The organism is Deltaproteobacteria bacterium, assembly GCA_020845895.1.
Lineage (GTDB): Bacteria > Lernaellota > Lernaellaia > JACKCT01 > JACKCT01 > JADLEX01.
Genome location: JADLEX010000131.1, coordinates 1 through 21454, shown reverse-complemented (window position 1 = coordinate 21454; position 21454 = coordinate 1). Strand labels below are relative to the sequence as shown.

Annotated in this window: 17 protein-coding genes and 1 tRNA gene; 5 read left to right on the top strand and 13 right to left on the bottom strand. The window is 62.4% G+C overall.

Annotated elements, in window-relative coordinates:
- Window positions 1–375 precede the first annotated feature (375 nt).
- Both IT350_18075 and IT350_18070 read right to left on the bottom strand, forming a co-directional pair.
- Window positions 376–2319, bottom strand: coding sequence for a hypothetical protein (locus IT350_18075; protein MCC6159965.1), 1944 nt, complete (start codon window positions 2317–2319; stop codon window positions 376–378).
- Window positions 2320–3098: 779 nt separating this feature from the next.
- Window positions 3099–3172, bottom strand: a tRNA-Arg gene (locus IT350_18070).
- 218 nt (window positions 3173–3390) lie between these two features.
- On the opposite strand from IT350_18070, the gene IT350_18065 reads away from it, so the two are divergent.
- Both IT350_18065 and pgsA read left to right on the top strand, forming a co-directional pair.
- Complete coding sequence (locus tag IT350_18065; GenBank protein ID MCC6159964.1) at window positions 3391–3987, top strand: lytic transglycosylase domain-containing protein; 597 nt, start codon at window positions 3391–3393, stop codon at window positions 3985–3987.
- Complete coding sequence (gene pgsA, locus IT350_18060; GenBank protein MCC6159963.1) at window positions 3984–4598, top strand: CDP-diacylglycerol--glycerol-3-phosphate 3-phosphatidyltransferase; 615 nt, start codon at window positions 3984–3986, stop codon at window positions 4596–4598. Before IT350_18065 ends, pgsA begins: the two co-directional genes overlap by 4 nt.
- A gap of 9 nt (window positions 4599–4607) precedes the next feature.
- Here the strand turns inward: pgsA and IT350_18055 are convergent, their stop codons facing one another.
- The 4 genes from IT350_18055 to IT350_18040 form a co-directional block, all read right to left on the bottom strand.
- Window positions 4608–4877, bottom strand: a complete 270-nt coding sequence (locus tag IT350_18055; GenBank protein ID MCC6159962.1) for a hypothetical protein — start codon at window positions 4875–4877, stop codon at window positions 4608–4610.
- Between the two features lie 61 nt (window positions 4878–4938).
- Window positions 4939–5574, bottom strand: a complete 636-nt coding sequence (lolA, locus tag IT350_18050) for an outer membrane lipoprotein chaperone LolA (protein MCC6159961.1) — start codon at window positions 5572–5574, stop codon at window positions 4939–4941.
- A gap of 17 nt (window positions 5575–5591) precedes the next feature.
- Window positions 5592–8180: a DNA translocase FtsK 4TM domain-containing protein gene (locus IT350_18045; GenBank protein MCC6159960.1), complete on the bottom strand. Its 2589-nt coding sequence runs from the start codon at window positions 8178–8180 to the stop codon at window positions 5592–5594.
- 146 nt (window positions 8181–8326) lie between these two features.
- Window positions 8327–9775, bottom strand: a complete 1449-nt coding sequence (locus tag IT350_18040; GenBank protein ID MCC6159959.1) for a YncE family protein — start codon at window positions 9773–9775, stop codon at window positions 8327–8329.
- 190 nt (window positions 9776–9965) lie between these two features.
- Between IT350_18040 and IT350_18035 the strand changes: the two genes are divergently transcribed.
- Window positions 9966–11651 (top strand): hypothetical protein, encoded by a 1686-nt coding sequence (locus tag IT350_18035; GenBank protein ID MCC6159958.1) that lies wholly within the window; start codon window positions 9966–9968, stop codon window positions 11649–11651.
- Window positions 11652–11680: 29 nt separating this feature from the next.
- On the opposite strand, the gene IT350_18030 is transcribed toward IT350_18035, so the two are convergent.
- The 6 genes from IT350_18030 to IT350_18005 form a co-directional block, all read right to left on the bottom strand.
- The gene (locus tag IT350_18030) at window positions 11681–12166 is read right to left on the bottom strand and encodes a hypothetical protein (GenBank protein MCC6159957.1); all 486 of its coding nucleotides are present in this window, start codon (window positions 12164–12166) and stop codon (window positions 11681–11683) included.
- Window positions 12120–13037 (bottom strand): site-specific DNA-methyltransferase, encoded by a 918-nt coding sequence (locus tag IT350_18025; GenBank protein MCC6159956.1) that lies wholly within the window; start codon window positions 13035–13037, stop codon window positions 12120–12122. The genes IT350_18030 and IT350_18025 overlap by 47 nt, the downstream gene beginning before the upstream one ends.
- A gap of 78 nt (window positions 13038–13115) precedes the next feature.
- Entirely contained in the window at window positions 13116–14237 is a 1122-nt protein-coding gene (locus IT350_18020) for a DegT/DnrJ/EryC1/StrS family aminotransferase (protein MCC6159955.1), read from the bottom strand.
- Window positions 14234–14998: a class I SAM-dependent methyltransferase gene (locus tag IT350_18015; protein MCC6159954.1), complete on the bottom strand. Its 765-nt coding sequence runs from the start codon at window positions 14996–14998 to the stop codon at window positions 14234–14236. The genes IT350_18020 and IT350_18015 overlap by 4 nt, the downstream gene beginning before the upstream one ends.
- Window positions 14995–16035 carry a GNAT family N-acetyltransferase gene (locus IT350_18010; GenBank protein ID MCC6159953.1) on the bottom strand — a complete coding sequence of 347 codons (1041 nt, stop codon included), beginning with the start codon at window positions 16033–16035 and terminating at the stop codon, window positions 14995–14997. The genes IT350_18015 and IT350_18010 overlap by 4 nt, the downstream gene beginning before the upstream one ends.
- A 7-nt stretch (window positions 16036–16042) precedes the next feature.
- Window positions 16043–17419, bottom strand: a complete 1377-nt coding sequence (locus IT350_18005) for an FAD-dependent oxidoreductase (GenBank protein ID MCC6159952.1) — start codon at window positions 17417–17419, stop codon at window positions 16043–16045.
- A 453-nt stretch (window positions 17420–17872) separates the two neighbouring features.
- Here IT350_18005 and IT350_18000 point away from each other — a divergent pair, with 453 nt between their 5' ends.
- Together IT350_18000 and IT350_17995 are read left to right on the top strand one after the other, a co-directional pair.
- Window positions 17873–18598: a hypothetical protein gene (locus tag IT350_18000; GenBank protein ID MCC6159951.1), complete on the top strand. Its 726-nt coding sequence runs from the start codon at window positions 17873–17875 to the stop codon at window positions 18596–18598.
- A gap of 213 nt (window positions 18599–18811) precedes the next feature.
- Entirely contained in the window at window positions 18812–20212 is a 1401-nt protein-coding gene (locus IT350_17995; GenBank protein MCC6159950.1) for an FAD-dependent oxidoreductase, read from the top strand.
- 66 nt (window positions 20213–20278) lie between these two features.
- Here the strand turns inward: IT350_17995 and IT350_17990 are convergent, their stop codons facing one another.
- Window positions 20279–21322, bottom strand: a complete 1044-nt coding sequence (locus tag IT350_17990) for a 6-phosphofructokinase (GenBank protein MCC6159949.1) — start codon at window positions 21320–21322, stop codon at window positions 20279–20281.
- Window positions 21323–21454 lie beyond the last annotated feature (132 nt).

Below are 21454 nucleotides of genomic sequence, written 5' to 3'. Positions count from 1 at the left end.
CGCGGAAATGCGCCCGCCGCCGAGATTCCGGCAAATCCCCGTCGAGCGTCGTGCCAAAAAAAATGGCGAAAGCGAAATTACGCCGTGATTTCAAGGAGTTTCAAAAAAGCGGTGTCGAAAATGAGTCAGATCGGCGAAGAACCCGAAAATTCCGGGGAACGTGATAATACATTATGATTCCAAGATATTGGGGAAAAGCCATTTTTAAAATGATTCCAATACGACGAATCATTTTTCATTATTATCGAACAACTAGACAGCTCCGCAAGAAGGAAGCTGTTATTACGTCGCAATATGATTTTTTATGCAGATTTCATGGGCGAATGCGTTATCGACGTGACGCGGCAGTTACTATCTTATAAACCTCGAATCGGCCTATTTGTAAATGATTCCCTCGCCGTAATCGACACTCACATCGACGCCCATTTCCGATAGGCGTTTGACCACGGTCTCGAACTTTCTTTCGATGTTGGCGCGAGAATCTGGATACCCGAAAGATCGGTCATTGACGATAGTAACTGTCTCCGGCGGGTGGTGAAGCTTGATCAGTCCTATGGGTTCCAGGCCCGTTTGGAATACCTCTATCGGAGTGCCGTCCAGTGTTTTTAGGGACCCGAACGCACGGTAACTGATTACAACGTCGCCGTTCGCATCCGACTTCAGGTCAGACAGGATCAATTGACCGAGCCGGGCATCAACGCTTCCGGATCCGGTCAAAAAAGCGTTGCCTTCACGCCGGACGCGAAACAACACATATTCGCCTAAAGATTCGATCCGCTTCACTCGATCACCCATACGCGAAAATGCATCGATCGAGTCCGGGTGGAAGACGAGAACCCATCCCACATTGTATGTAACCAAATAGTCGAATATCTCATCCGCCGAGTAGGCTTTAATGGGGACCCACGATAATATGCCTTCGAACAGAATCGAGTTGACTAACAACTCCGGCGATTCCGTCGTCGGTATCGCCATCAGTTCTCGATCCGGCAACCAATATGCCAGATAGGGTGCAACATCCGTACGAAACGTCAGCGCGTCCGGATTGTGGCTCGATTCTACGAGGATGCGCGCGCTGCGGTCGGTATTTTCTTGGAGGGCATCCGTGAGTTCATAAACCGCCTGAGGCGGAGCCGAGAATGTCAATGGAACGCCAACCGAAACACGAATTTGGAGAAATGCAAGCAAAGCGATGAGGATCGGCTGAATTAAGCGGTTCCCCCGTCGACTTCGTCCGATCTCGTCCATGACCACCCCGCCCGCGGGCAGTAGAAAAAGTATGGATGCATCGATAAATCGCATGGGGAATAGCAGTAAGCCCTTTCCGACGGCTGTAGTGGCAGCAACGGACAACAGTGTGAATAAGTATACTGAAAATCCGAAAATTGCACTGTCTTGGTGTCGGTTATGCGGCCGGAAGATGGTGTATAAGCTAGACGCGGCTAAAAACAGGTAAATCGGTTGAAGAGCAGTCATAAATACCCAATAACCGTAAAAATCTTTCCAAGCAAATCGAACAAAGCGCACCATGTCGATACGGTTTTCCACACTCTCCATAAATGCGATTCCCGGTTGACTCCAGGGTCGCAGCACCGCGATGACGATCACAGCTGGAACAATCAGTGCCGCAAAAGCCTGAGGTTTGGCAAAGACGGAGCGTTTCCATATAGCGACACCGGACACTGTGACAGCCAATGGAAACAACGAGTGAGGATTGAGGACTCCGGCAAAAACGCCAAAAAGAGAAATCGTGAACATCGTTGAAATCGTTCTGAGTCGTATACGATTCATCGACACAAGAGTTCCGGCCAGCAACAGATTGAGCGAATAGGCCAGATGAGAGCTAACCATACTCACCATTACAGAATAGCCGATACCGGTGAGATGAATCAACAAGAAATCCAATATTCCGGCCCACAACGCCTGCCGTCGATCAAGACCCAACAACCGCGCGCCGATAACCGAAAAAGACGGAGATAGGGCGAAAAACAAGAATAGCATCCATTTAATGGTAATCGCACCGGGCAGTGAAAAGGCACAGCCGGCGATAGCTGGAAACAAATAGGAAATAAACCATCCGGAGTGGATGAGAATCCCCGCGCCGATCGTCGGATCCCATCCCCAAAGCGCACCCTGATCGCAAAGCAAGCGGGACGCGCGCTCCGCGAAGTAAACGTGTTTTCCGTAGTTCTCCCTGAAATGCGCTTCGTCTGATAATAGATCTGTCGATGGAATTCGCTGGAGCGCTCCGACCAGGGAGAACAGCACAAAAAGGACGGCAACAGCGTGTTGTGCACGCCGATGCAGGCACTTTTCCAAGGAGCGCCGACACGGGTCAAACATCGTCGACAGACCCTCAGCCGCCCAACGACGGGCCGTCATCCACATTGCGAACACAGGCAAGGACGACCGATCACGACCATCCGTCCCTCAATCACGCAGGGTGATCCGCCTTCCCCCACGATCTCGCCGTTGTGATGGAGGTCCACGCCTCCCACGCCCGCGTACTCTTCGCCGATGCAATACCGGACCCCCTATGCGAGAGGCCGGTCCGTTGCAACCTTCCGAAGCCGACCTACACCGGCTCCATGTCCGCGCACAACAAAAACGCCGCCACTCCCTAAACGGCACGTTCCCGTTGTATGGGTCGCCCGTCTCCCTTTCGCGTGGTCGAAAAACGATGTCGCCGGATCATCACTGTCACCTCCGAGGGTGTCAAGGAGTTGAAGCGAGAAAACGTCCGCCCGGGAGCATCCGGGCGAAACCCTCGCCCGCCCCGCGAAGCCGGCCGGCGTCGTGGGGACCGTCTCCATGAGACCGGTCGGGATTTGCGGTGCTCTTGGCGTCGGTCGGCGGAGATGGCGCGGCGCGAGCCGCCGGTCGGCGCGCGGATATCGCGGACTGACAATTACCGCGGCAGTTCATCACCTTCCGCGCGGGTTGTCGTCCCGACATGTCCTTCCCGACCTCCAGAAGCAAGCGTCCGACACGACGCAGGATCTATTGGGAATCGGGATTTGACGCGGGTTGCCGTCAAAACTGCTGTTAAAAAGGAAAATGGGCCGGGCGATAGACGCCTAACCCATTGACTTCATTGACGGGGCAGGAGGGATTCGAACCCCCGACCTACGGATTCGTAGTCCGTTGCTCTATCCAGCTGAGCCACTGCCCCAGATGTCGGGAACAAAGACCGAAATCGGCGCTCTTGCTAGCACGCGCTTTCCGGGCGTGTCAAGAATCGCGCGCCGTTCACCTTGACTGGACTTCAACCGGGGGCCTCACCCAGCGCAGTTTTCGTTGACTTTTCGGGGCCTGAGAATAGGCTGCGTCCGAGTCACGGGGCGCTTGCGTATGCGGAAGACGCACGAGAAATTGAAGAGATCCGGTTCGATGTTTCGCCGATTCGGCCGATCGGTCGGATGCGCGTTTGCCGGCATCGCGCTCGTTGTCGCGACGCTCTTGGCCGCCGATTCCCACGCGAAGACCGTGCCGCAATATTACAACTTCGATCCGGATGGTCGGCTCGCCCTGCTCGAACGCGAGGCTGAACTCGAATCGGCCAAGGCCGCCGCGCTGCACAACCGGCTGGACCGCAACGTGGTGATTCAGCTTGTGCTCAAGGCCGCCGCGGCCGAGGGGCAAGACGCAGCACTGGTTCTCGCTGTCGCCATGGCCGAGAGCCGGCTCGATCCCTACGTGACCTCGCCGATGGGCGCACAGGGGCTCATGCAGCTCATGCCGGCCACGGCGCGGCGCTTCGGTTGCCAGAACTCCTTCGACGCGTACCAAAACGCCCGCGCGGGCGCACGGTATCTCGGGTTCTTGCTCAATCGCTACGACGGCAACGTGCGCCTCGCGCTCGCCGCCTACAACGCGGGGCCCGCGCCCGTCGACCGCCTTTCCGACGTTCCGCCGATCGGCGAGACCCTCGCCTTCGTGACGAAGGTGACGCGCTACATGGACGAAATCCGACTGGAGTTGCCATGAGCAACGAGTTCAAGGTTTGGACCCCGGCGAACATCGTCAGCCTCGCCCGTATGTCGGTGTTCCCGCTCATCGTCGTCCTGGGTTACGCCGAAAACTGGGTTGCGTCGGATTCGGCCAAGCGGACGATGACCTTCGTCACGGCGCTGGCGTTCGCGCTCGCGTTCGCCACGGATTTCGTGGACGGATGGCTCGCGCGTTCGCGCAACGAGGTCACGCGCCTGGGCAAGCTCCTCGATCCCCTGGCCGACAAATGCATGATGGTCGCGGCGCTCATCATGCTCGTGCATCTGGGCCGCTGTCCCGCGTGGATCGCCATTGTCATCGTCGTGCGCGAGATCGCGATCACGGGCCTGCGTCAGATGGCGTCCGCGGAAGGGATCATCATCGCGGCGAGCGGCTGGGGAAAGCTCAAGACGGTTCTGCAGGCCGTAGCTGTGGGCCTGCTGCTGTGGCATTACGAGCGCGACCTGTTCGGATTCGCCTTCGACGCGCACCTGTTCGGCACGATTGTTCTCTACGCCGCGCTCGCGGTGACGCTCTGGTCCGGCGCGGATTACTTTTTCAAGTTCATCCGACCGCCGAAAGAATCGGGAGCTGACCAGGGTGCCTGACGGGGCGCGTCACGACGGCGGGACTTGATCCTTGGCCAGCGACGCCATCGCCTTGCGGATGAGTTCATCTTTTTCCTGAAGCCGCTTCGCGAGCGACGCGCCCTCGTCGCGCGACCGGGCGAGTTCCTTTTCCAGGTCGCGGATCTTGCGCATCATGGGATCGCGCCCGAAGACGCCGGACAGGCCGCGCACTCCGCCCGCCACGCGCGAGAGCACGATGGCGAGCGCGAGACCGACGACCAGACCCGAAAAAAATCCGATCCACGTGGAGGTGTCCATCGCATCCTCTCGGCGCATGCTCGCGCACGCGCATCGTGTCCGCGCCCGCGCGACCTCTCGCTCAGGGCGCTTTGACGACCTCGTATCCCTTCTCGGGCTTGAAGTCGAAAAGGCCCGGCTTGAGCCCCGCGTTCTTGCGCGCATTCGACAGACGCACGTCAGTTGTGCCGCCGTACAGATCTTCGAGCCGAAACCGCTGGATCTCGAACGACTTCGCGTCGACCTCGACGCGCGCCTCCTTGAAGCCGCGCCCCGGGGACTTCGGCGTCAGTCGCAGCGCGATGCGTCCGTCCGCGTCCGGCAGCCGTTCGACATTGTATTCGGCCCGGAAGTCGAGCTTGCCCGTCAGCATGGCGAGCGGCGTCCTCGCGCTGTCGCTCTCGGACATCGGCTGCTCGTAAACCTGCTTCTCCTCGGGGAGCACCATCCAGCTCGTCTTTCCGTCGGTGATGAGCGACTTGACCTTCGGTTCCAGGTAGTCCCAGCGCATCTGATCGGGAATTCGGATGTAGAGCGTGCCGGAAGCCTGCTGCGTACGTCCCGCGCCGGTCACTTCCTGCGCGAAGGTGGCCTCGTAGTCCTTCATGGACGAGTGAGCCTTGCGGATTTTTTCCACGATCTCGTCGGTGGATTGCGCGTGCGCGATGCCCGCGACGAAAAGCACCAGGACCATCAACAACCGGGGAACGGTGCGCATGAATTCTCCGCGGATCATCAGAAGTCGTCCCGCTCGCCGCGCGGCGGCGGAATCAGCACGTCGCGCGGCCGGCTCGTTCCGTCCGACGGGGCGACGACGCCCTCGCGTTCCATCATCTCCATGATGCGTGCGGCGCGGTTGTAGCCGATTTTCAGGCGACGTTGAATATAGCTGACGCTCGCCTTGCGTTCGCGGGCGACGATCTCGAGGGCACGGTCGTATTCCGGATCGACTTCGGCTTCGGTGAAGTCGTCGCCGCCGCTTTCCGCGTCGGACTCCGAAAATTCCGTAACACGCGGATCGAAACGGGCACTCCCGTTCTTTTCCTTGATGAATTTCACGATCGCCTGGACCTCGGTCTCGGCGATCCAGCACCCGTGGATGCGACGAAGCTGGCTCTCGGTCGGCGGCAGGTAGAGCATGTCGCCGTTGCCCAGCAGCACGTGCGCACCGTGCGCGTCGAGGATCGTGCGCGAATCGACCTTCGACGACACCTTGAAGCTCACGCGCGCCGGAAAATTGGCCTTGATGACGCCGGTGACGACGTCCACGCTGGGGCGCTGCGTGGCGAGGAGCAGATGGATGCCCGCCGCGCGCGCCATTTGCGCGAGCCGCGCGATCGACTCCTCCAGTTCCTTCGCGGCCACCATCATCAGGTCGGCGAGTTCGTCGATGATGACGACGATGTACGGGAGCTTGCGCAGCGGTTCCTCGCCCGCTTTACGCTTGCCGCCGGCGGAAATCAGCTTGTCGATCTTCTTGTTGTGGCTCGCGATGTTGCGCACACTGGCCTGGGACATGATCTGATAGCGGTGCTCCATCTCGGCGACGGCCCAGCGCAGGATCGAGGCGGCCTTCTTGGGCTGCGTGCAAACGGGACAGAGCAGGTGCGGGATGTCGGCGTAGTCCGACAGCTCCAGCATCTTCGGGTCGATGAGAATCAGCTTCACGTCCTCGGGCGGCGATTTGTAGAGGATGGACGTGATGATCGTGTTGATGAAGACGGACTTGCCCGAGCCGGTCGTGCCCGCCACGAGCAAATGCGGCATTTTCGACAGATCCTCGACGACCGGGTGGCCCGTGATGTCCTTGCCGAACGCCACCGCCAGCGGCGACGGGTGCGACTGGAACGTCGGCGATTCAATCAGCTCGCGGATGTAGATGGTCTCGCGCCGGCGGTTGGGAACCTCGATGCCGACCGCGCCCTTGCCCGGGATCGGGGCGATGATGCGCACGCTCTGCGCGCGCAGCACCATGGCGAGATCGTCCTCGAGCGCGGCGATCTTGTTGATCTTGATGCCGGGCGAGGGCTCGAACTCGAACATGGTGACGATCGGCCCGGGGTGAACGTCGCTCACGCGCCCCTTCACGCCGAAGTCCTCGAGCTTTTTCACGAGAATCTGGCTCTGCGTGATGAGCCCGTCCCGATCGACCGGGATGTTGCGTCCCAGGTAGTGTTCCATCAGGTCGATCGGCGGCGGCTGATACGCTCCCGTAAACACCGGCATCTCGATCTGTTCCGGCGGACGGTGGGCGTCGGCGCGCTCCTTGATCTTCGGGCCGGCCTCCACCGTCGCTCGGGATTTTCGCGGAGCCGCCACGCCGTCCGGTTCCTCCCAGAGGTCGGACAGGTCGTCGAGCGACTCGTCGAGGTCGTCGACGTAGGGATCCATGTCTTCGTCCCCGGGCTCCGGCGCGCGGCGGGGCGCGGGTTCTTCGATCCGGGTTCGTTGCACGGGGAAATCGCGCGACGGAGATACACCATCCGCGATTTCAACAGGTCGCGCGGGGAAGTCTTGGGGATCATCCATGGTTTCGATCGGGGGAATCACAACATCGTCACCGATGGACGCCGCAGCCTTGGGGGCGTGGATCATCGGCGACTCGGCCATATCCTCGAGGGCCTCGATCGCCCGCTCGGCCCGGTTCGCGCGATGTTCGGCCCGCCGGGCGCTCCACCCGGAATATTTCTCGCGCGCGCCGGAAACGGCCTGCCGCGTCGCGCCGATTACCGCCGCGAAAGCACTCGCGAACGAGAAATCCACGCTCACGACGAGTCCGACGAAAAACGCGGCGACCAGCACGACGGCGGCGCCGATGCGACCGATCACGTCGTCGAGTTGGTCGGAGATGAAGTAGCCGAAGATGCCGCCGCGCTCGACGATAAACGTCTTGGAGGTGTTCGGCATGAACAGCAGCGCGAACATCGACGCGAGAACGAACAGCAAGCCCAGGTATCCGGCCAACGTTCGCCAGGAGAATCTCGCCGATCTCCCGTAGAAGAAGACATAGGCGTAGACGAACAGGAGAAACGGCACGAGATACGCACCGTAACCGAAACCGATGAGCAGGAGGTCCGACGAGTAGGATCCGACGAAGCTGATGAGGTTTTTCGGCGCCGCGCCCGTGGCCGTGTTTGCGCCGGGATCTTCAGGTGTATACGAGAGGAACGCCAGCACCAGCAGTACGCCGAGCGCGAAGCACACGATGGCCGGGATGTCGCGGTTCTTCCGCCGGGGGGATTCCGACGCCGGCGCATCCGGACGCAACGACACGGGCGTCCTTTTGCCCCGGCGCTCGTCGGGCTCGATCATCGGCTGCGTCAAGCGGCTGGCTCCATCGGGGGCGCACTCCTCGCGGCACTCGGTAGAGATTTTGGATCACGACCCGGTGCGGGAAATTTCGAGATCGTTATTATATCCGGGCTCGCGCGTAAAGATCCATGCCGCGACGCGGTGCGCGGCGCGAAAAGTCACGGCGAGACGCCCCCCTGCACGCACGACGGTGCCTGATCGAGGCCGGGCGCGCTCACCGGGTTGAGCCAGCAGGCCGGTTCGATGACCTTCGTTCCGCACCCCGTGGCGATCCACAGGCGGTCGCGCACCGAATCGACCATCAATCCGCGCACGAGTTGGCCCACCACGGCCCGCTTGAGTCGCTTGCCCGTCGAAATCTCCATCGCGTCGAGTGTGCCGTCGAAATAGTTGCCCGCGTAGAGGATGCCGCGTCGTTCGTCGATTTCCAGGTCGCGCACACCGTAGCCGACGGGAATCTCGCGCAGGATCTTCAGGGAGGCGAGGTCGATTTCTACGACCTTCGACGCGAGCGGACGGGCGACGTAAAGCCGGTCGCGCCACACCGCCGCGCCGAAACTCGACCACCCGACGCGGATGGAGTCGATCACCGCGAGGCTGTCGGCATCGAGCACGGTGACCGTTGGGCTCCAGTAATCGGTGACGAAAAGGCGGCGGCGATTCGGATCGAGTGCGATGTCATAAGCGTCGAGCCCGGGCAGATCGGCCCGGGCGACCTGCTCGTAACTGCGTCCGTCGAGGACGACCAGGTTGTGCGAGGTCTCGCACAGCACCCACAGACGGCCCGTCTCGGGGTCCGTCATCAATTCGTAGAGGTTGCGGCAGTTGTCGACCGGGATCTTCGAGACGTCTTTCGGATCGCGTGGGTCCACGGCGAGGACGAACTCGCGTTTGCCGCGATTGCCCCACGGCGCGCCGTAGATCAGCCGCCCGTCCGCGGAGAGCGCCAGGCGCTGCACCTTCTGCCACCCCGACAGGGGCGTCAGGCGAACGAATGCGGCGGCGGCGGGATCGAACCAGCGCAGCGTGAAGGTATCGACACCCACTGCGCCCACGACCCACGGACGCAGCGCGTCGCCGGCCAGATCGTCCAACGGCGGCGGTTCATAGAGAACGTAGTCGTACGGATGCTTGACGCGATCGATCACGCGCACGGCCGGGTCGAGCGTCGTTTCCTCATCTCGACATCGCCCGAACCGCTCGTCGAAGTCGATTTCGCGAAAGTGGTGTAGCAGGAAAAAACCCGCGAACGACGACAGGACGATAAACCATCCGATCCGGATCGCGATGTGTTTTCTTCTCCAAAGCGCGAACGAGAACGCCGCGCAAAAAACCACGACGATGACGGAGACCCACGGGCGAAAGACGAAACCGCCGATCGAGATCGCAGCGTCGTAGAGGCACAGGGCCACGAACAGCCACAACACGGTGTGCGCCGACGTCTTGAACCGAATTCGCCAAGCGATTCCCGCGGCGATCACCGCGACGGCGACGAGGTCCACGTAACCGGGACCGAGCAGATACTCATTGTGACCGAGCCCCCACAGCAGCAGCAGGAGCGGCGCGGCGGCCACGAGGAGGACGATTTCGCGAAACCGGGGCCACATGCCACGCATCCTAGAATGAACCGCCCGCGCGGCAAACGGGCATTGCGGACTATGTCGAAACGTGACGCCCGCCGTTTTTTCGCGACCGATGACGTCCGCTTTGCCTTGACGGTCGCGGACGCGTGCGGGCAATATGGGCCTCCTTGCATCGGGTTATCTGAACGTGCACGCACGAGGGCCTCTTTTCAATTTGAACGCGGGTATTCTCGCCCGTTCGCCGGCCTTCCTTTTCGGCCTGCTTGTTCTCGCGTGGCCGGTCCCGGCTTTCGCCGCGTCACCGTGGAGCCCGATCCATCTCGGTCAAATTCCCGTCATCGCGCTCGGCGCGGTGATCGTTTTCGCGATCTGGACGATCGTTCGAACGGTCGTGGCCATACGACGCCTGGGCGACGACGATTCGAAAGACCGCGGCGCTCTGCGGATGGCCGTTCGAGCGCTCCTGCTCGTGGCGGGCGTCTTCGTATTCGTCATCATTCTGGTTTGGCGGCTCGGCCTGCCGATGGCGTGGCCGGGTTTCGTGCTCGGCGCAGCATGGCTGGCCCTCGCACACGTCTCGTCTTCGGTCGCCCGAAAGCATCTCCCCCGGATGGCGGCGGGAATCGTATCTCTCGTCGTCGCCGACGTGGCCGTGGGTGCGGTTTTCTGGGTCGCGCGGGGGTACAACTACACTCCGTTCGTCCCCACCGTCATTTTTTTCGCCGCGTACGTGCACATCACGATCCTGGCTCGCGAGGAAATGCTCGAAAAATTCGGATCTCCCGCCGCGGTCGCCCTGATCGGAGCGATCGCCATCCTCACACCCGACCCCATTCTCTCGCATGCGTCGCTTCGCCGGTTGGACGTCCTCGATCGACCCGGCATCGCCATGCGCGTTCCGGGCACGCAGGGTCACATCTCCAGCGTATTCGTCGATCCGGTAACGGGTTACATTTTCTACCTCGACCGCGAGGATCTGACGAAGATTCATTCGGTGAGCCCCGACTGGGGCAAGCGAGTATTTTTTCAGGACCGCCGCGAACGATTCGAACGGCTCGTGCCGGGCCACAAACCGGGGACCATGCTCGCGACGTCGTCCTCCCCACAGGGTCGATCGGCGTTCTTGATGGCGCTGCCCGACATGAACGTGCGGGCGAATTTCGCCGAAGAATCGACGGAGGGCGGCGCGCGCCAAGGACCCGAAGCCTTCTACGCGGTGATCGACGCTCGTCACTACATCTCGTCGGCGCGGTCCAGCGAGGGATTCGCGTTGGTGCGTTGCCAGATGCCGATCGACGGGTCGGAACCGCTTTCGAATATGGGCGCCAACTGCGCGCGCCTGACCGACACCCTTGGCATACCGGGGCCCGTCGTCATCGACGGCCGCATCGGGTACGTGTATGCGCTCGAGCCGGGCTCCCTGTTCCGTCGAACGAGTCGGATTCAACTGTTCAATTCTTCGCCCGCGGCGCTGCTTAAAGCCCTCCCGTTGGGGTACGTCGCGACCGACATCGCTTTGACACCGAGCGGTCGCACCCTCTACGTTGCCGCGACAACGCAACGGAAAATCCTCTACCTCAACGCACGCCGTCTCGAACCGACTCTCGAGGTGGACGTCGACGTGTTTCCCACGCGGATTCTCGTGGACGGCGCGGCGCGATTCATTTACGTGGGCAGCTATATCGACGGCCAGGTCCAGATGCTCAACATCGCGAACGGTGCGGTCGCGCGTCCGATTCCGGTGGGTCCGGGCCTGAACGATCTGGCGCTCGACGAAAAGCGGCAATTCCTCTACGCGGCCACGGACGTCGGCGTCGTGCGCGTCGATCTCTCGCTCGTCGACCAGCCGCTCAACGCAGTGCGACTCGATTCGGCGACGGGAATGCGTCAGGTGAATTGAGGCCGGCCCGTACATCCGCTTGACTGAACTCAGGCTCTTCGCTTCCTTTTCGCGGTGGCAGGTCCGGTGCCGTCGTGTTCCACCGCGATCACGATCAGAGGCATGGTCATGGCCTCCTTGAACTCGGACTCGATGTACTTTACGGCATCGCTCAGGCTCGGGGTTCGATCCGGGAGGAAGGACTGCATCGCGTCGCTGGGGACGACGATGATGCCGGCTTCAATGTCTCCGGCATCGATACTGTTGCGCAAATGGACGATGTCTCGGACGAGAAGGTCGCTGCGAGCGGAAACCTGAACTTCGACCCCGAGCGACGCCATCATACTGCGGTTGTATCGAATCCGCTTTTGCCAATCGATCCCGCCGGCGGAAATTTTGTCCCAGTCGGACCGGGATCCAAATCCCGCATCGATTTTTTCGCGAATGACAGCGGCGCCGTTGGCTTCCCTCTTCTCCTCGATCCGAATATCAACGCCCAACAGGATTTCCTGCACTTCGAGGAACAGCTCGGCCAACCCGAGTTTCGAAATCTTCTGCCGAGCGCCGTCGTAGAATCGAATGCTCGTGATCTTCATGTGCGACGATTTCTCCTAGATCGAATTGCGGTGGTTTCCCGACCGATTCCGGGAACGCCTCTCGAAGTCGACCGCCAATCAGTTCGGCACCGTAGGCTTCCGAGCCAATCCAGCAACGGTCGTTTGCCTCCGCGACCTGATAGGTGGAACCCCCACCTCCGAATGGATCGAAGACCAAGTCGCCCGGTTCCGTCGACAGCAGTATCGCACGCTCGGGTATGACGGGTTTCAGTTCGTTCACTCCCGGACGAACTTTGTACTTCCTGTGTCTGTTCGGCGAGGTGTCATCCCAGAAGTCCGTCAAATTCAGCCCAAGTGGGTTCAACTTGTCTCGGTGCCCGCCATAGTCCTTGATCTCCTTACCGCAATGACGACACGTCGGAACGGGAAGGCGAAGCTTGTTGAACGTCTTTGGCGTCCCCTTCGTGAAATAAAGGAGTGCATAGTGCGCCGGATAGAGTTTCCGTCCCCGCGGGAAAGAACCTTTCATTGACAACGCGATCCAGTGGCGAAATGTCAGACTCTGACGCAGGGCCTCGGCAAATCGGATCGCCAACTCCGGAAGCGCGTAAACGAACACGGCCCCTCCAAGCTTCGTCACGCGGCAACAATGCACGAGCCACCTGGAGCACCACTCGAAATAGGCTTCGGACAGCTCCCGGTCGTCGAAGCCATTCTTGTAGTCCTTGCCGAGATTGAACGGCGGATCGGCGAACACGCAGTCGACGGATTCCTCTTTCATGGCGGCGAGGAGATCCAGACAGTCTTCGTCGTACAACGCCCCGTGCGTAGTCGTCAGAAACGGCAGCAACCGAACTCCCGCTATTCGCATGTGATCGTGTTTATCACGTCCAACGCGAACGAGAAAGCAACGCCCGGCGACACACCCTCACCGACCCAGGCCCGCCCACTCCTCCCGAAATATTCCGGCGATCCGCGAGACCAGATCGATTTCCATGTGCGTGTAGATGGGCAGGGCCAAGCCTGCGCGCGACGCCCACTCGGTCACGGGGAGCGGACGCGGCGGCGGCGGCAGGTGTCGGTACGCGACCTGCTGGTGCAGCGGCGGATGGAAGTATCTCTTGCTGGCCACGCCTCGCGCGGTCAGACGATCCTGCAGACGCGCGATGTCGCGCACGTCGGGATCGACGAAGACGATGAAGTAGTTGCCCGAGGTGGTGCAGTGCTCTGGGATCGTCTGAAACGTCAGGCCGTCGATCCCGCCGAGTTCCTCGCGATATCGCGCGAAAATCGCATCGCGGCCCCTCAACAGTTCATCCAGCATCTCGATGCACGCCAGGCCGACGACCGCATGAAACTCGCTCATGCGCGCCGACAGACCGAGGATCTCGATGTCGCGCGCATCGGGGCTCTTGCCGTAGTCGCGCATGCGCCGAATGCGCTCGGCGAGCACCGGGTCATTCGTCGTGACGAGCCCGCCCTCGGCGGCGGTGACCACCTTGGTGGGCGAAAGCGAAAACACCTCGGCATCCGCAAGGGCGCCGCCCACCCGGCCTCGATATGTCGCGCCGATGCCCTGAGCCGAATCGCACAGAAACGGCAGGTCCCGGGCCGCGCACACCGCGCGCAGTTCGTCCATCTCCGGGTAGAGGCCGAAGACGTTGACGGCCATGACCGCCGCGGTTTTTTTTCCGGCGAGTTCCGCGACGCGGGAGGGGTCGAGGGTGTAGGTGCCGGGCGTGCAATCGGCGAAGATCGGTTCGAGATTGTTCCAGAGCGCGGCATGGCCCGTGCTCGCCCACGTAAAACTCGGCATCACCACCTGGCCGCGCAGCTCGAGGGCGCGAAACAGCAGCATCATTCCCGACGTGCACGACGACACGGCGACGACATGACGCACGTTCAGGGCCGCGGCGACGGCGTGCTCAAAGGCGCGGGTGTGATCGCCCAGCGTCAACGTGCCGCTCTCGTACACGGCGCGAAACCGATCGGCCACGGAATCCCACGGGGCGAGGGTCGGCTTCATCAGCGGAATTTTCGTTCCCTTCACGTCGTCTCCCTGATCGCGAGATGAAAGGTCTCCTGCCCGCCGCGCCGGGCATCGACATCGTTCATGCGTTCGAACTCCCCTCGACGCAGCCAGTGTTTCGGCGTCCAGCCCGCGGCGCGCAGATCGTCTCGAAAGTCGGCGGCGCGATACCAGTGGAAAACCGGGGAGTCGCCCGAGCCGAACAGCCCGCGCCGACGCCCTCCGACCCGAAAGACGAATGCGTCGTCGGGCTCCAGGTCCATCGGATTGTAGATTTTTCGCGAGGTATTCGCCCATAGAAAGTACGCACGGTAGAGCCAATGAACCTCGATAGCGTTGGTCGAGAACACGCCCACGCCATAGGGACGCACCACCTCGAACGCGCGGCGCAGCGCGGTAATCCGGTTTTGCCGGCCGCGGATGTGCCCGATGAGCTGGCCGACCATCACCACCGCGTCGAAACTCGCGGGTGGAAAATCGAGTTCGAGCGCATCCAAAACGCGACACTGGATGTCGAGTCCGGCCTCGGCGGCGCGACGCGCGAGGGCTTCGACGAAGACGCGGTTCAGGTCCACCGCCGTCACGGTTCGGCCCGTTCGCGCCATCGCCAGCGCCTCTCGCCCGCCCCCGCAACCGATGTTCAGCACTCGCGCGCCGACGGGAACGTGGCGCGACAACAGCGCTTCCTCGGTGGGATAGAGCCCGCACTCCGCCATGTCGTCGCCCCAGCGCTTCTCCTCGCCGGGGTCGGCGTAAAAGGCATCCATGGACCGGTGCGTCACGACGTCGACCCGCCTTCGTCCGGTGCGCGATATTCCGGAAAGTAGTTCGGTCGAATCGGTCCGCGCTCGCGACGCATCTTCACAAGCGCGTCGTATGCGTCGGCACGGTGAACGCGCTTGCCGACGTGAAACGGGCGTCGACCCGGGGTGAAACCGGCCTTGAATGCGAACAACGAGTCGCCCGGAGCAGTCCCGCCGCCCAGGTGAAACCGACGCACGCCGATGTCGCGCGCTCGCGTCGCGATGTCGAAGAGCAGCTTGTGCGTGGCGCAAAACGAGCGCAACGCGTGATCGGACGCACCGAGATGGTAGTGAATCGTTTCGCCCGCAAGATCCTTCAGGATGAGCGCCGCGGCCGCGATACGGCCGTCGACGCGCGCGAAGGCGAACCACGACCTCCCGCGGAATCCGTTCGCGAGTTGGTCAAAGTACGCGTCGGCGAAGAGGTAGTAGTCTGCGGCGGCGCGACGCTGCATCGTTTCCCGATAGAGTCCGGCGAACTCCCCCGCCCCGTCCGTCGCCGCGAAATCCGTCGTGACACCCTTTTTTTCGGCCCAGCCCAGATTTTTTCGGCAAGTCTCGGACATGCCGACGCGCAGATCGGACGGCGAGAGATCCCACAGGACCGTCTCGCTGATCGCGGCCACGTCCATGCGCCCGGGGGCGTTCTTCCACGTTTCCAGAACCGGATGAAAGCGGACGAATTCGCTCACCGCGCCGAATTCCCGCATCGCGTCGCCCGGCTCGAACGAGATTCGACGCCGGTGCGTTCCTTCGCTCACGACGGGCCCTCCGTATCCGTAAGGCGTCATGAGATCGCAGCCATCGTCCGCGCCGAGCGGCAGTTCGCGGCACAGATACGCGGTCACGATGTCGACCCCGTCCTGAGCGACGTGCAGGAGAAAGGGCGACCCCTCGCCGCGGTCCTCGAGGGTCTTCACGTAGGCGCGCTCGTAGTAAACGTCCGCGCCGCCGACGCGGTCCAGCGCTTCGCCCCACGCGCGTTCGTCCGCCGCGTCGATCCAGCGCCACGCCATGGCCATCTCACTCGGATTTCGGTCGCGTGACGCGCAGGCTGCGCTTCGCCACATTGGCGGCGACCAGGATCGGGTCCCATACGGGCGAATACGGGGGCGCATAGGCGAGATCGAGGTCGGCGAATTCGGAGACCGTCATCTGCCGCGTCAGACCCGCGGCGCACACGTCGATGCGACCCTTCACGCCCTCGGGACCGCAAATCTGCGCGCCGAGCATGCGCCCGTCTTCCCGGTCGAAGACAATTTTCACGAACACTTCACCGCCGCCGGGGTAATAGTTGGCGCGGCTGCTCGACTTCACGGTCTTCGCTTCGGCGGCGTATCCCGCCTCCAGCGCCTCGGTCTGCGTGAGGCCCGTGCGGGCGACCTCGAGGCCGAAGATCCTCACGATCCGCGTGCCCACGATGCCGTGAAAGACCTCGCGCCCGCCGACGGCGTTCGCGCCGGCCACCCGGCCCTGCTTGTTGGCGGTCGGGCCAAGCGGAACATAGGTCTTTCGCCCCGTGACGAGATGCAGGCTCTCGGCGCAATCGCCGGATGCAAAGACCCCCGGCGCGGAGGTTTCCTGATATTCGTCCACCGCGATCGCCCCTGCCGCCCCGACGCGGATTCCCGCATCCACCGCGATCTGACTGTTCGGCGTGATGCCCGTCGCGAGTACGACGAGATCCGCATCCACATCCTGCGTCGCCGTCCGTACGCAACGCACCTTTTCGTCGCCGTCGATCTGATCGATCTCGGCATCGAGCAGAATCTCGACGCCGTTGTCGTGCAGCACCTTGATGACCGACTGGCCGATCTCGGGACCAATGTGGCTCATGACCGAACTCTGACGCTCGATCACCGTCACCGACATACCGCAATTCGCAAGGTTTTCGGCCATTTCGAGGCCCAGGTATCCCGCGCCGAGGATCGCCGCCGTGCGCGGTTTATGCTTCTGGATGTAGTCGCGAATACGCAGCGCGTCGTCGGGATTGCGCAGGGTGAACACGCCCGAAATCGGTCGTCCCCCGACTTCGGGAATCGTGACCGAAGCGCCCGTGGCGACGCACAGGGCGTCGAACGGCTCGCTCGATTCCTCCCCGGATTCGCGGTTGACGACGCGGACACGGCCCGCGCGGGTGTCGATTTGCACGGCGGGCATTCCCGTGCGCACCTGCAATCCGCGCTGGCGCGTCAGGGCGTCCTTGCCGATGGCGTAGAGTTCACCGAGGTCGGTGACGACTCCCCCGAGAAAGTACGGCAGCCCGCAGGACAGGTAGCTCACGTCACGGCCCGCCTCGAAGACGACGACCTCGACGTTCGGGTTGCGGCGCTTGGCCTGGCTGGCCGCGCTCATTCCGGCGGCGGATCCGCCGATCACGACCAATCTGGTCTTTGACAATGGCCCCCCTCGCCCGATCCGAATCGGGAGAGGTCATATTAAACCGTGTGCGGTGGGAAACCAACCGCTTGCCATGGGCCTACGTCATGAAACCGGGTCAAGGGTCTTTCTCTTTTTTTTGCGCCGTGGTAGTGCAGTATATAGTACTACACTGGAGGACGGCATGGGTGCTAGGGAATTGATGGCGCGAAGGACGCGGATTCTTGAGGAATTGGCCCAACTGACGCAGATGCGCCGAGGCAGTATCACGGATCAGGTCGTGGAGACCGTGGACGCCGAGGGCCGGAAATCCCGGCGCGGGCCGTATCCGTTGCTGACCTTCAAGGAGAAAGGGCGCACGGTGTCGCGACGGCTGCACGGCCCTGACGAGGTCGCGCGGTGTCGGCGACAGATTGAGAATTTCCGACGGTTTGAGGAACTGATGCGGGAGCTGCGTGAGCTGGGAGAGGCGCTGTGCGAGGTAACGGACGCGTCGGTGGAAAAAAAACGGCGGAGATCGCCGTCGAGCAGGACGCGGAAGTAAGGCGTCTGCTGAAGAAGGTCGCGTGGGCCGGTGGCTTCGACCTGGAGGAGGTCGCCGGGCGCAAGGGCAAGCAGCCGGATGGGTCGTCCAAAACGCGGGAAGCCAAGCTGGGGTGCGTCTTCACACAGACGACCGTTGACGAGAAGCGGCGCCCGGTGCGCGACCCGGATTCCACGACCTTCGCCGGCGCCATCGGGACGGCCGAGGAATTCGGTTGGCGAACTTATGCCGAGGCGAGACGTCGCGGGTTGGAAAAGGCGGCGCGCGTGGCCGTCCTGGGAGATGGCGTGGAATGGATCCGGAATCTGGCCGAGACGCACTTTCCCGGCGCGACGCAGATCGTCGATCTCCACCACGCCCGCGAGCACGTGAGCGATCTGATCAAAATCTTGTGGCCGCATGACGAGGACCAACAACGCCGAATGCGAATGGGCTGGTGGACCGCCCTTAACGAGAACCGCGTCGCCGATTTCCGCGCCCAGGGTCTCTTCGTCGGCTCCGGCGTCGTCGAGGCCGGTTGCAAAACCGTCATCGGAATGAGACTCAAACAATCCGGCATGGAGTGGTCCCTACGAGGAGCAAACGCCGTCATCGCCCTGCGCTGCAACAACCTCTCCGGACGCTTCGAGGGTTACCGGGAATCGCGGACATCATGAAATCCCGGTTTTATAACGCAGGCCCTTCGCAGACTTTCGGGTCATTGTCGCCCGAGGTTTTCCGGTGTTGCGATGGTCCCGCGTTGAAGCGATCCGCCGACTCTCGACGTAAATCAACGCCGGTTCCGCGTTTGACAAGGGTCCGTCCGGCAACAAAGATGACGTGAGTACGCGGCGGACCCTGACACCGGTCGAATTCCATTGGGAGTGCGTGTGAAGGATTGGACGGTCGATGCGGCGGTCGTCGGTGCGGGCACGGCGGGCTTGGCCGCCGCATACCATCTCGCCAAGGCGGGTTTTCGTGTCGCGGCGATCGATCGTGTCCCGTTCGAGCGAAGCGGCGCCCGGTGGGTCAACGCCATCGCATCGTGGCTTTATACCGAGACGGGTATCGAGACGTCCTCCGGCGACGAATGCCGCGGCGCGAATGGTCCGGTGACGCTGCGAGACCGAAACTGGAACATCCACCTCGCTTTCGATCGTGTCGATGTCCACCGTGTGGACATGCGCCGTCTCGTCGAACGGCTTCATGCCCTGTGCGTCGATGCGGGCGTGTTGGCGCTTCCCGAACACGCGATCGAGGAACTCCAGTTCGAACACGGGCGCCCGGCTGTATTGCGGCTGCGCCACCGGCGCGCCGACGGCGGAATGGAGGCCGTTCGCGTGCGTGCGGCGCTATTCGTCGATGCCACCGGTCGGCGTCAGGCGCTCGCACGGTGTCACCCGCAATTCGAGGCGTATTGGCCTCCCATTCCGCTCGCGCACACCTGTACGGCGACGCAGCGCGTGTTCCACATTTCGGATCCCGACGGCGCGCGCGCATTTCTGGAGCGTGTCCGCCTTCAGGACGGCGAGGCCGCGAATCTGTTGGGCATCGACGGCGGCTTTTCCACGGTCACCATGACGGTGGAGATCGAACGCGGGCAGATCGAGATCCTCGCCGGATCGATCGCGGACGGGCAACACCGCACCGGCGCTCAGTTGATCCGCGAGTTCGTGTCCGGCGAACGGTGGATCGGCCCCGCGCTTTTCGGCGGCGGCGGCCTGATTCCCCTCGGCCGACCTTACGACCGGCTGACCGCGCCGGGCTTCGCACTCGTGGGAGACGCCGCATGTCAGTCGTTTCCGGCGCACGGAAGCGGCATTGGTTCGGGCATGGCGGCGGGACGAATGCTCGCCGAGTCTTTGCGGGGAGCTTCGGACATCGGTGCGCCCGAAACACTCTGGCGCTATCAGGCGCAATTCGCCCGGCGCATGGGCGGTCTGCACGCGGCATTCGACGTGTTTCGTCGATTCGCGCAGTCGCTGACGAGCGATGAGCTCGTCACATTGCTGTCTTCCGGGCTCACGCAGCCCTCGTCGGCGCTCGCGGGCATGATTCAGGAGATGCCGCGCCCCGTCGCCCGCGAATTGGTCCCCGCGCTGCGCGCGCTGGCGAAGAATCGCGGTCTCGCGCGTCGCGTCATTCCGACCGTCGCGCGGATGAGCGCCCTTCATGCGTGGTATCGTCGCTACCCGGCGAAGTTCGACGAATCCGCGTTGGAATCATGGGGCCGATTTGCGCTCCGGCTCGCGAACGAGCAATGCGTTGCGCGCTCCCTGCCTTCGCCCTGAGTCTTCGCACGAGTACACAAAAGAGCGAGGCCGAAAAGCCCCGCCCTTTTTGATGTGGCCGCGAGATCAGCCGAAGAAAACCTGCGCCACCTGATACTCCCACTCGGGTACGAGGCGAAGGCGGCCCAGCACGTCGACGAGCGGAATGTCCGTGTACTTGCCGTCGACGAATGCCGACATGCGCGCCGACTGGCCCTTCTCGATCAGTTCCACCGCGTGCACGCCGAGATAGGTCGCGAGGGTGCGATCGAACGCCGTGGGCGTGCCGCCCCGCTGCACGTGGCCGAGCGCCGTCATGCGCGCGTCGAAACCCGTCGCCGCCTTGAGTTTCGCCGTGAGCGCGTTTCCGATGCCGCCGAGCGCGACGTGGCCGAATTCGTCCAGCTCGCCGCTCTTGAGCACCTCTTTCGCTTCACGCGATTCCTCGAAGTCGATCTTCGCGCCTTCCGACACGGCGATGATCGAAAAGTTTCGTCCGCGCTGATGTCGTCGCTCGATCGTCCGAATGACGTCGGAGAGCTTCGCCGGGAATTCGGGAATCAGGATGATATCCGCGCCGCCCGCGATGCCCGACCGCAGAGCCAACCAACCGGCGTGACGGCCCATGATCTCGACGACCATGATGCGGTCGTGGCTTTCGGCGGTGGAATGCAGGCGGTCGATAGCCTCGGTCGCGATACCGACGGCGGTGTCGAAACCAATCGTCGCGTCGGTGCCCCACAGATCCGCGTCGATGGTCTTGGGCACGCCGATCACCGGTTTGCCTTCCTGGGATAACTTCGCCGCAGCGCCGAGTGTGTCTTCGCCGCCGATGGCGACCAGCGCGTCGAAGCCCAGATCGTCAAAGTTTTTCTTGGCGATCTCCGCGGTCTCCGGCGTCTTGAACGGGTTGGTGCGGCTGGTGCCCAGAATCGTTCCGCCTTTTGGAAGGATCCCGGACACGGCGTTCCGGTCGAGTTCGAAGATGTCTTTCTCGAGCAGGCCCTTCCAGCCCTTACGGATGCCGTACACCTTGTAACCGACCGAGTTGGCTTTCTGAAAAACCGCGCGGATCGCGGCGTTGAGTCCGGGGCAATCACCGCCGCCCGTCAGCACTCCGATGCGTTTCATTTCGAGCTCCTGGTTTGGGCCGAGATTCCGCCGACACCGCGCACCCGACGACACCACGCTGCGAATCAGGGGCGTTCGGCGTTCGGATCTTATTTTTCGGGTTCGCGGTTGTCAAATTCGTGGCGAATTTGT

Excerpts from the sequence above, each read along its gene's own strand:
- IT350_18065 (MCC6159964.1), top strand. The coding sequence starts at position 3,391 with ATGTTTCGCCGATTCGGCCGATCGGTCGGATGCGCGTTTGCCGGCATC.
- pgsA (MCC6159963.1), top strand. The coding sequence starts at position 3,984 with ATGAGCAACGAGTTCAAGGTTTGGACCCCGGCGAACATCGTCAGCCTC.
- IT350_18055 (MCC6159962.1), bottom strand. The coding sequence starts at position 4,877 with ATGGACACCTCCACGTGGATCGGATTTTTTTCGGGTCTGGTCGTCGGT.
- lolA (MCC6159961.1), bottom strand. The coding sequence starts at position 5,574 with ATGCGCACCGTTCCCCGGTTGTTGATGGTCCTGGTGCTTTTCGTCGCG.
- IT350_18040 (MCC6159959.1), bottom strand. The coding sequence starts at position 9,775 with ATGTGGCCCCGGTTTCGCGAAATCGTCCTCCTCGTGGCCGCCGCGCCG.
- IT350_18010 (MCC6159953.1), bottom strand. The coding sequence starts at position 16,035 with ATGGCGTGGCGCTGGATCGACGCGGCGGACGAACGCGCGTGGGGCGAA.
- IT350_17990 (MCC6159949.1), bottom strand. The coding sequence starts at position 21,322 with ATGAAACGCATCGGAGTGCTGACGGGCGGCGGTGATTGCCCCGGACTC.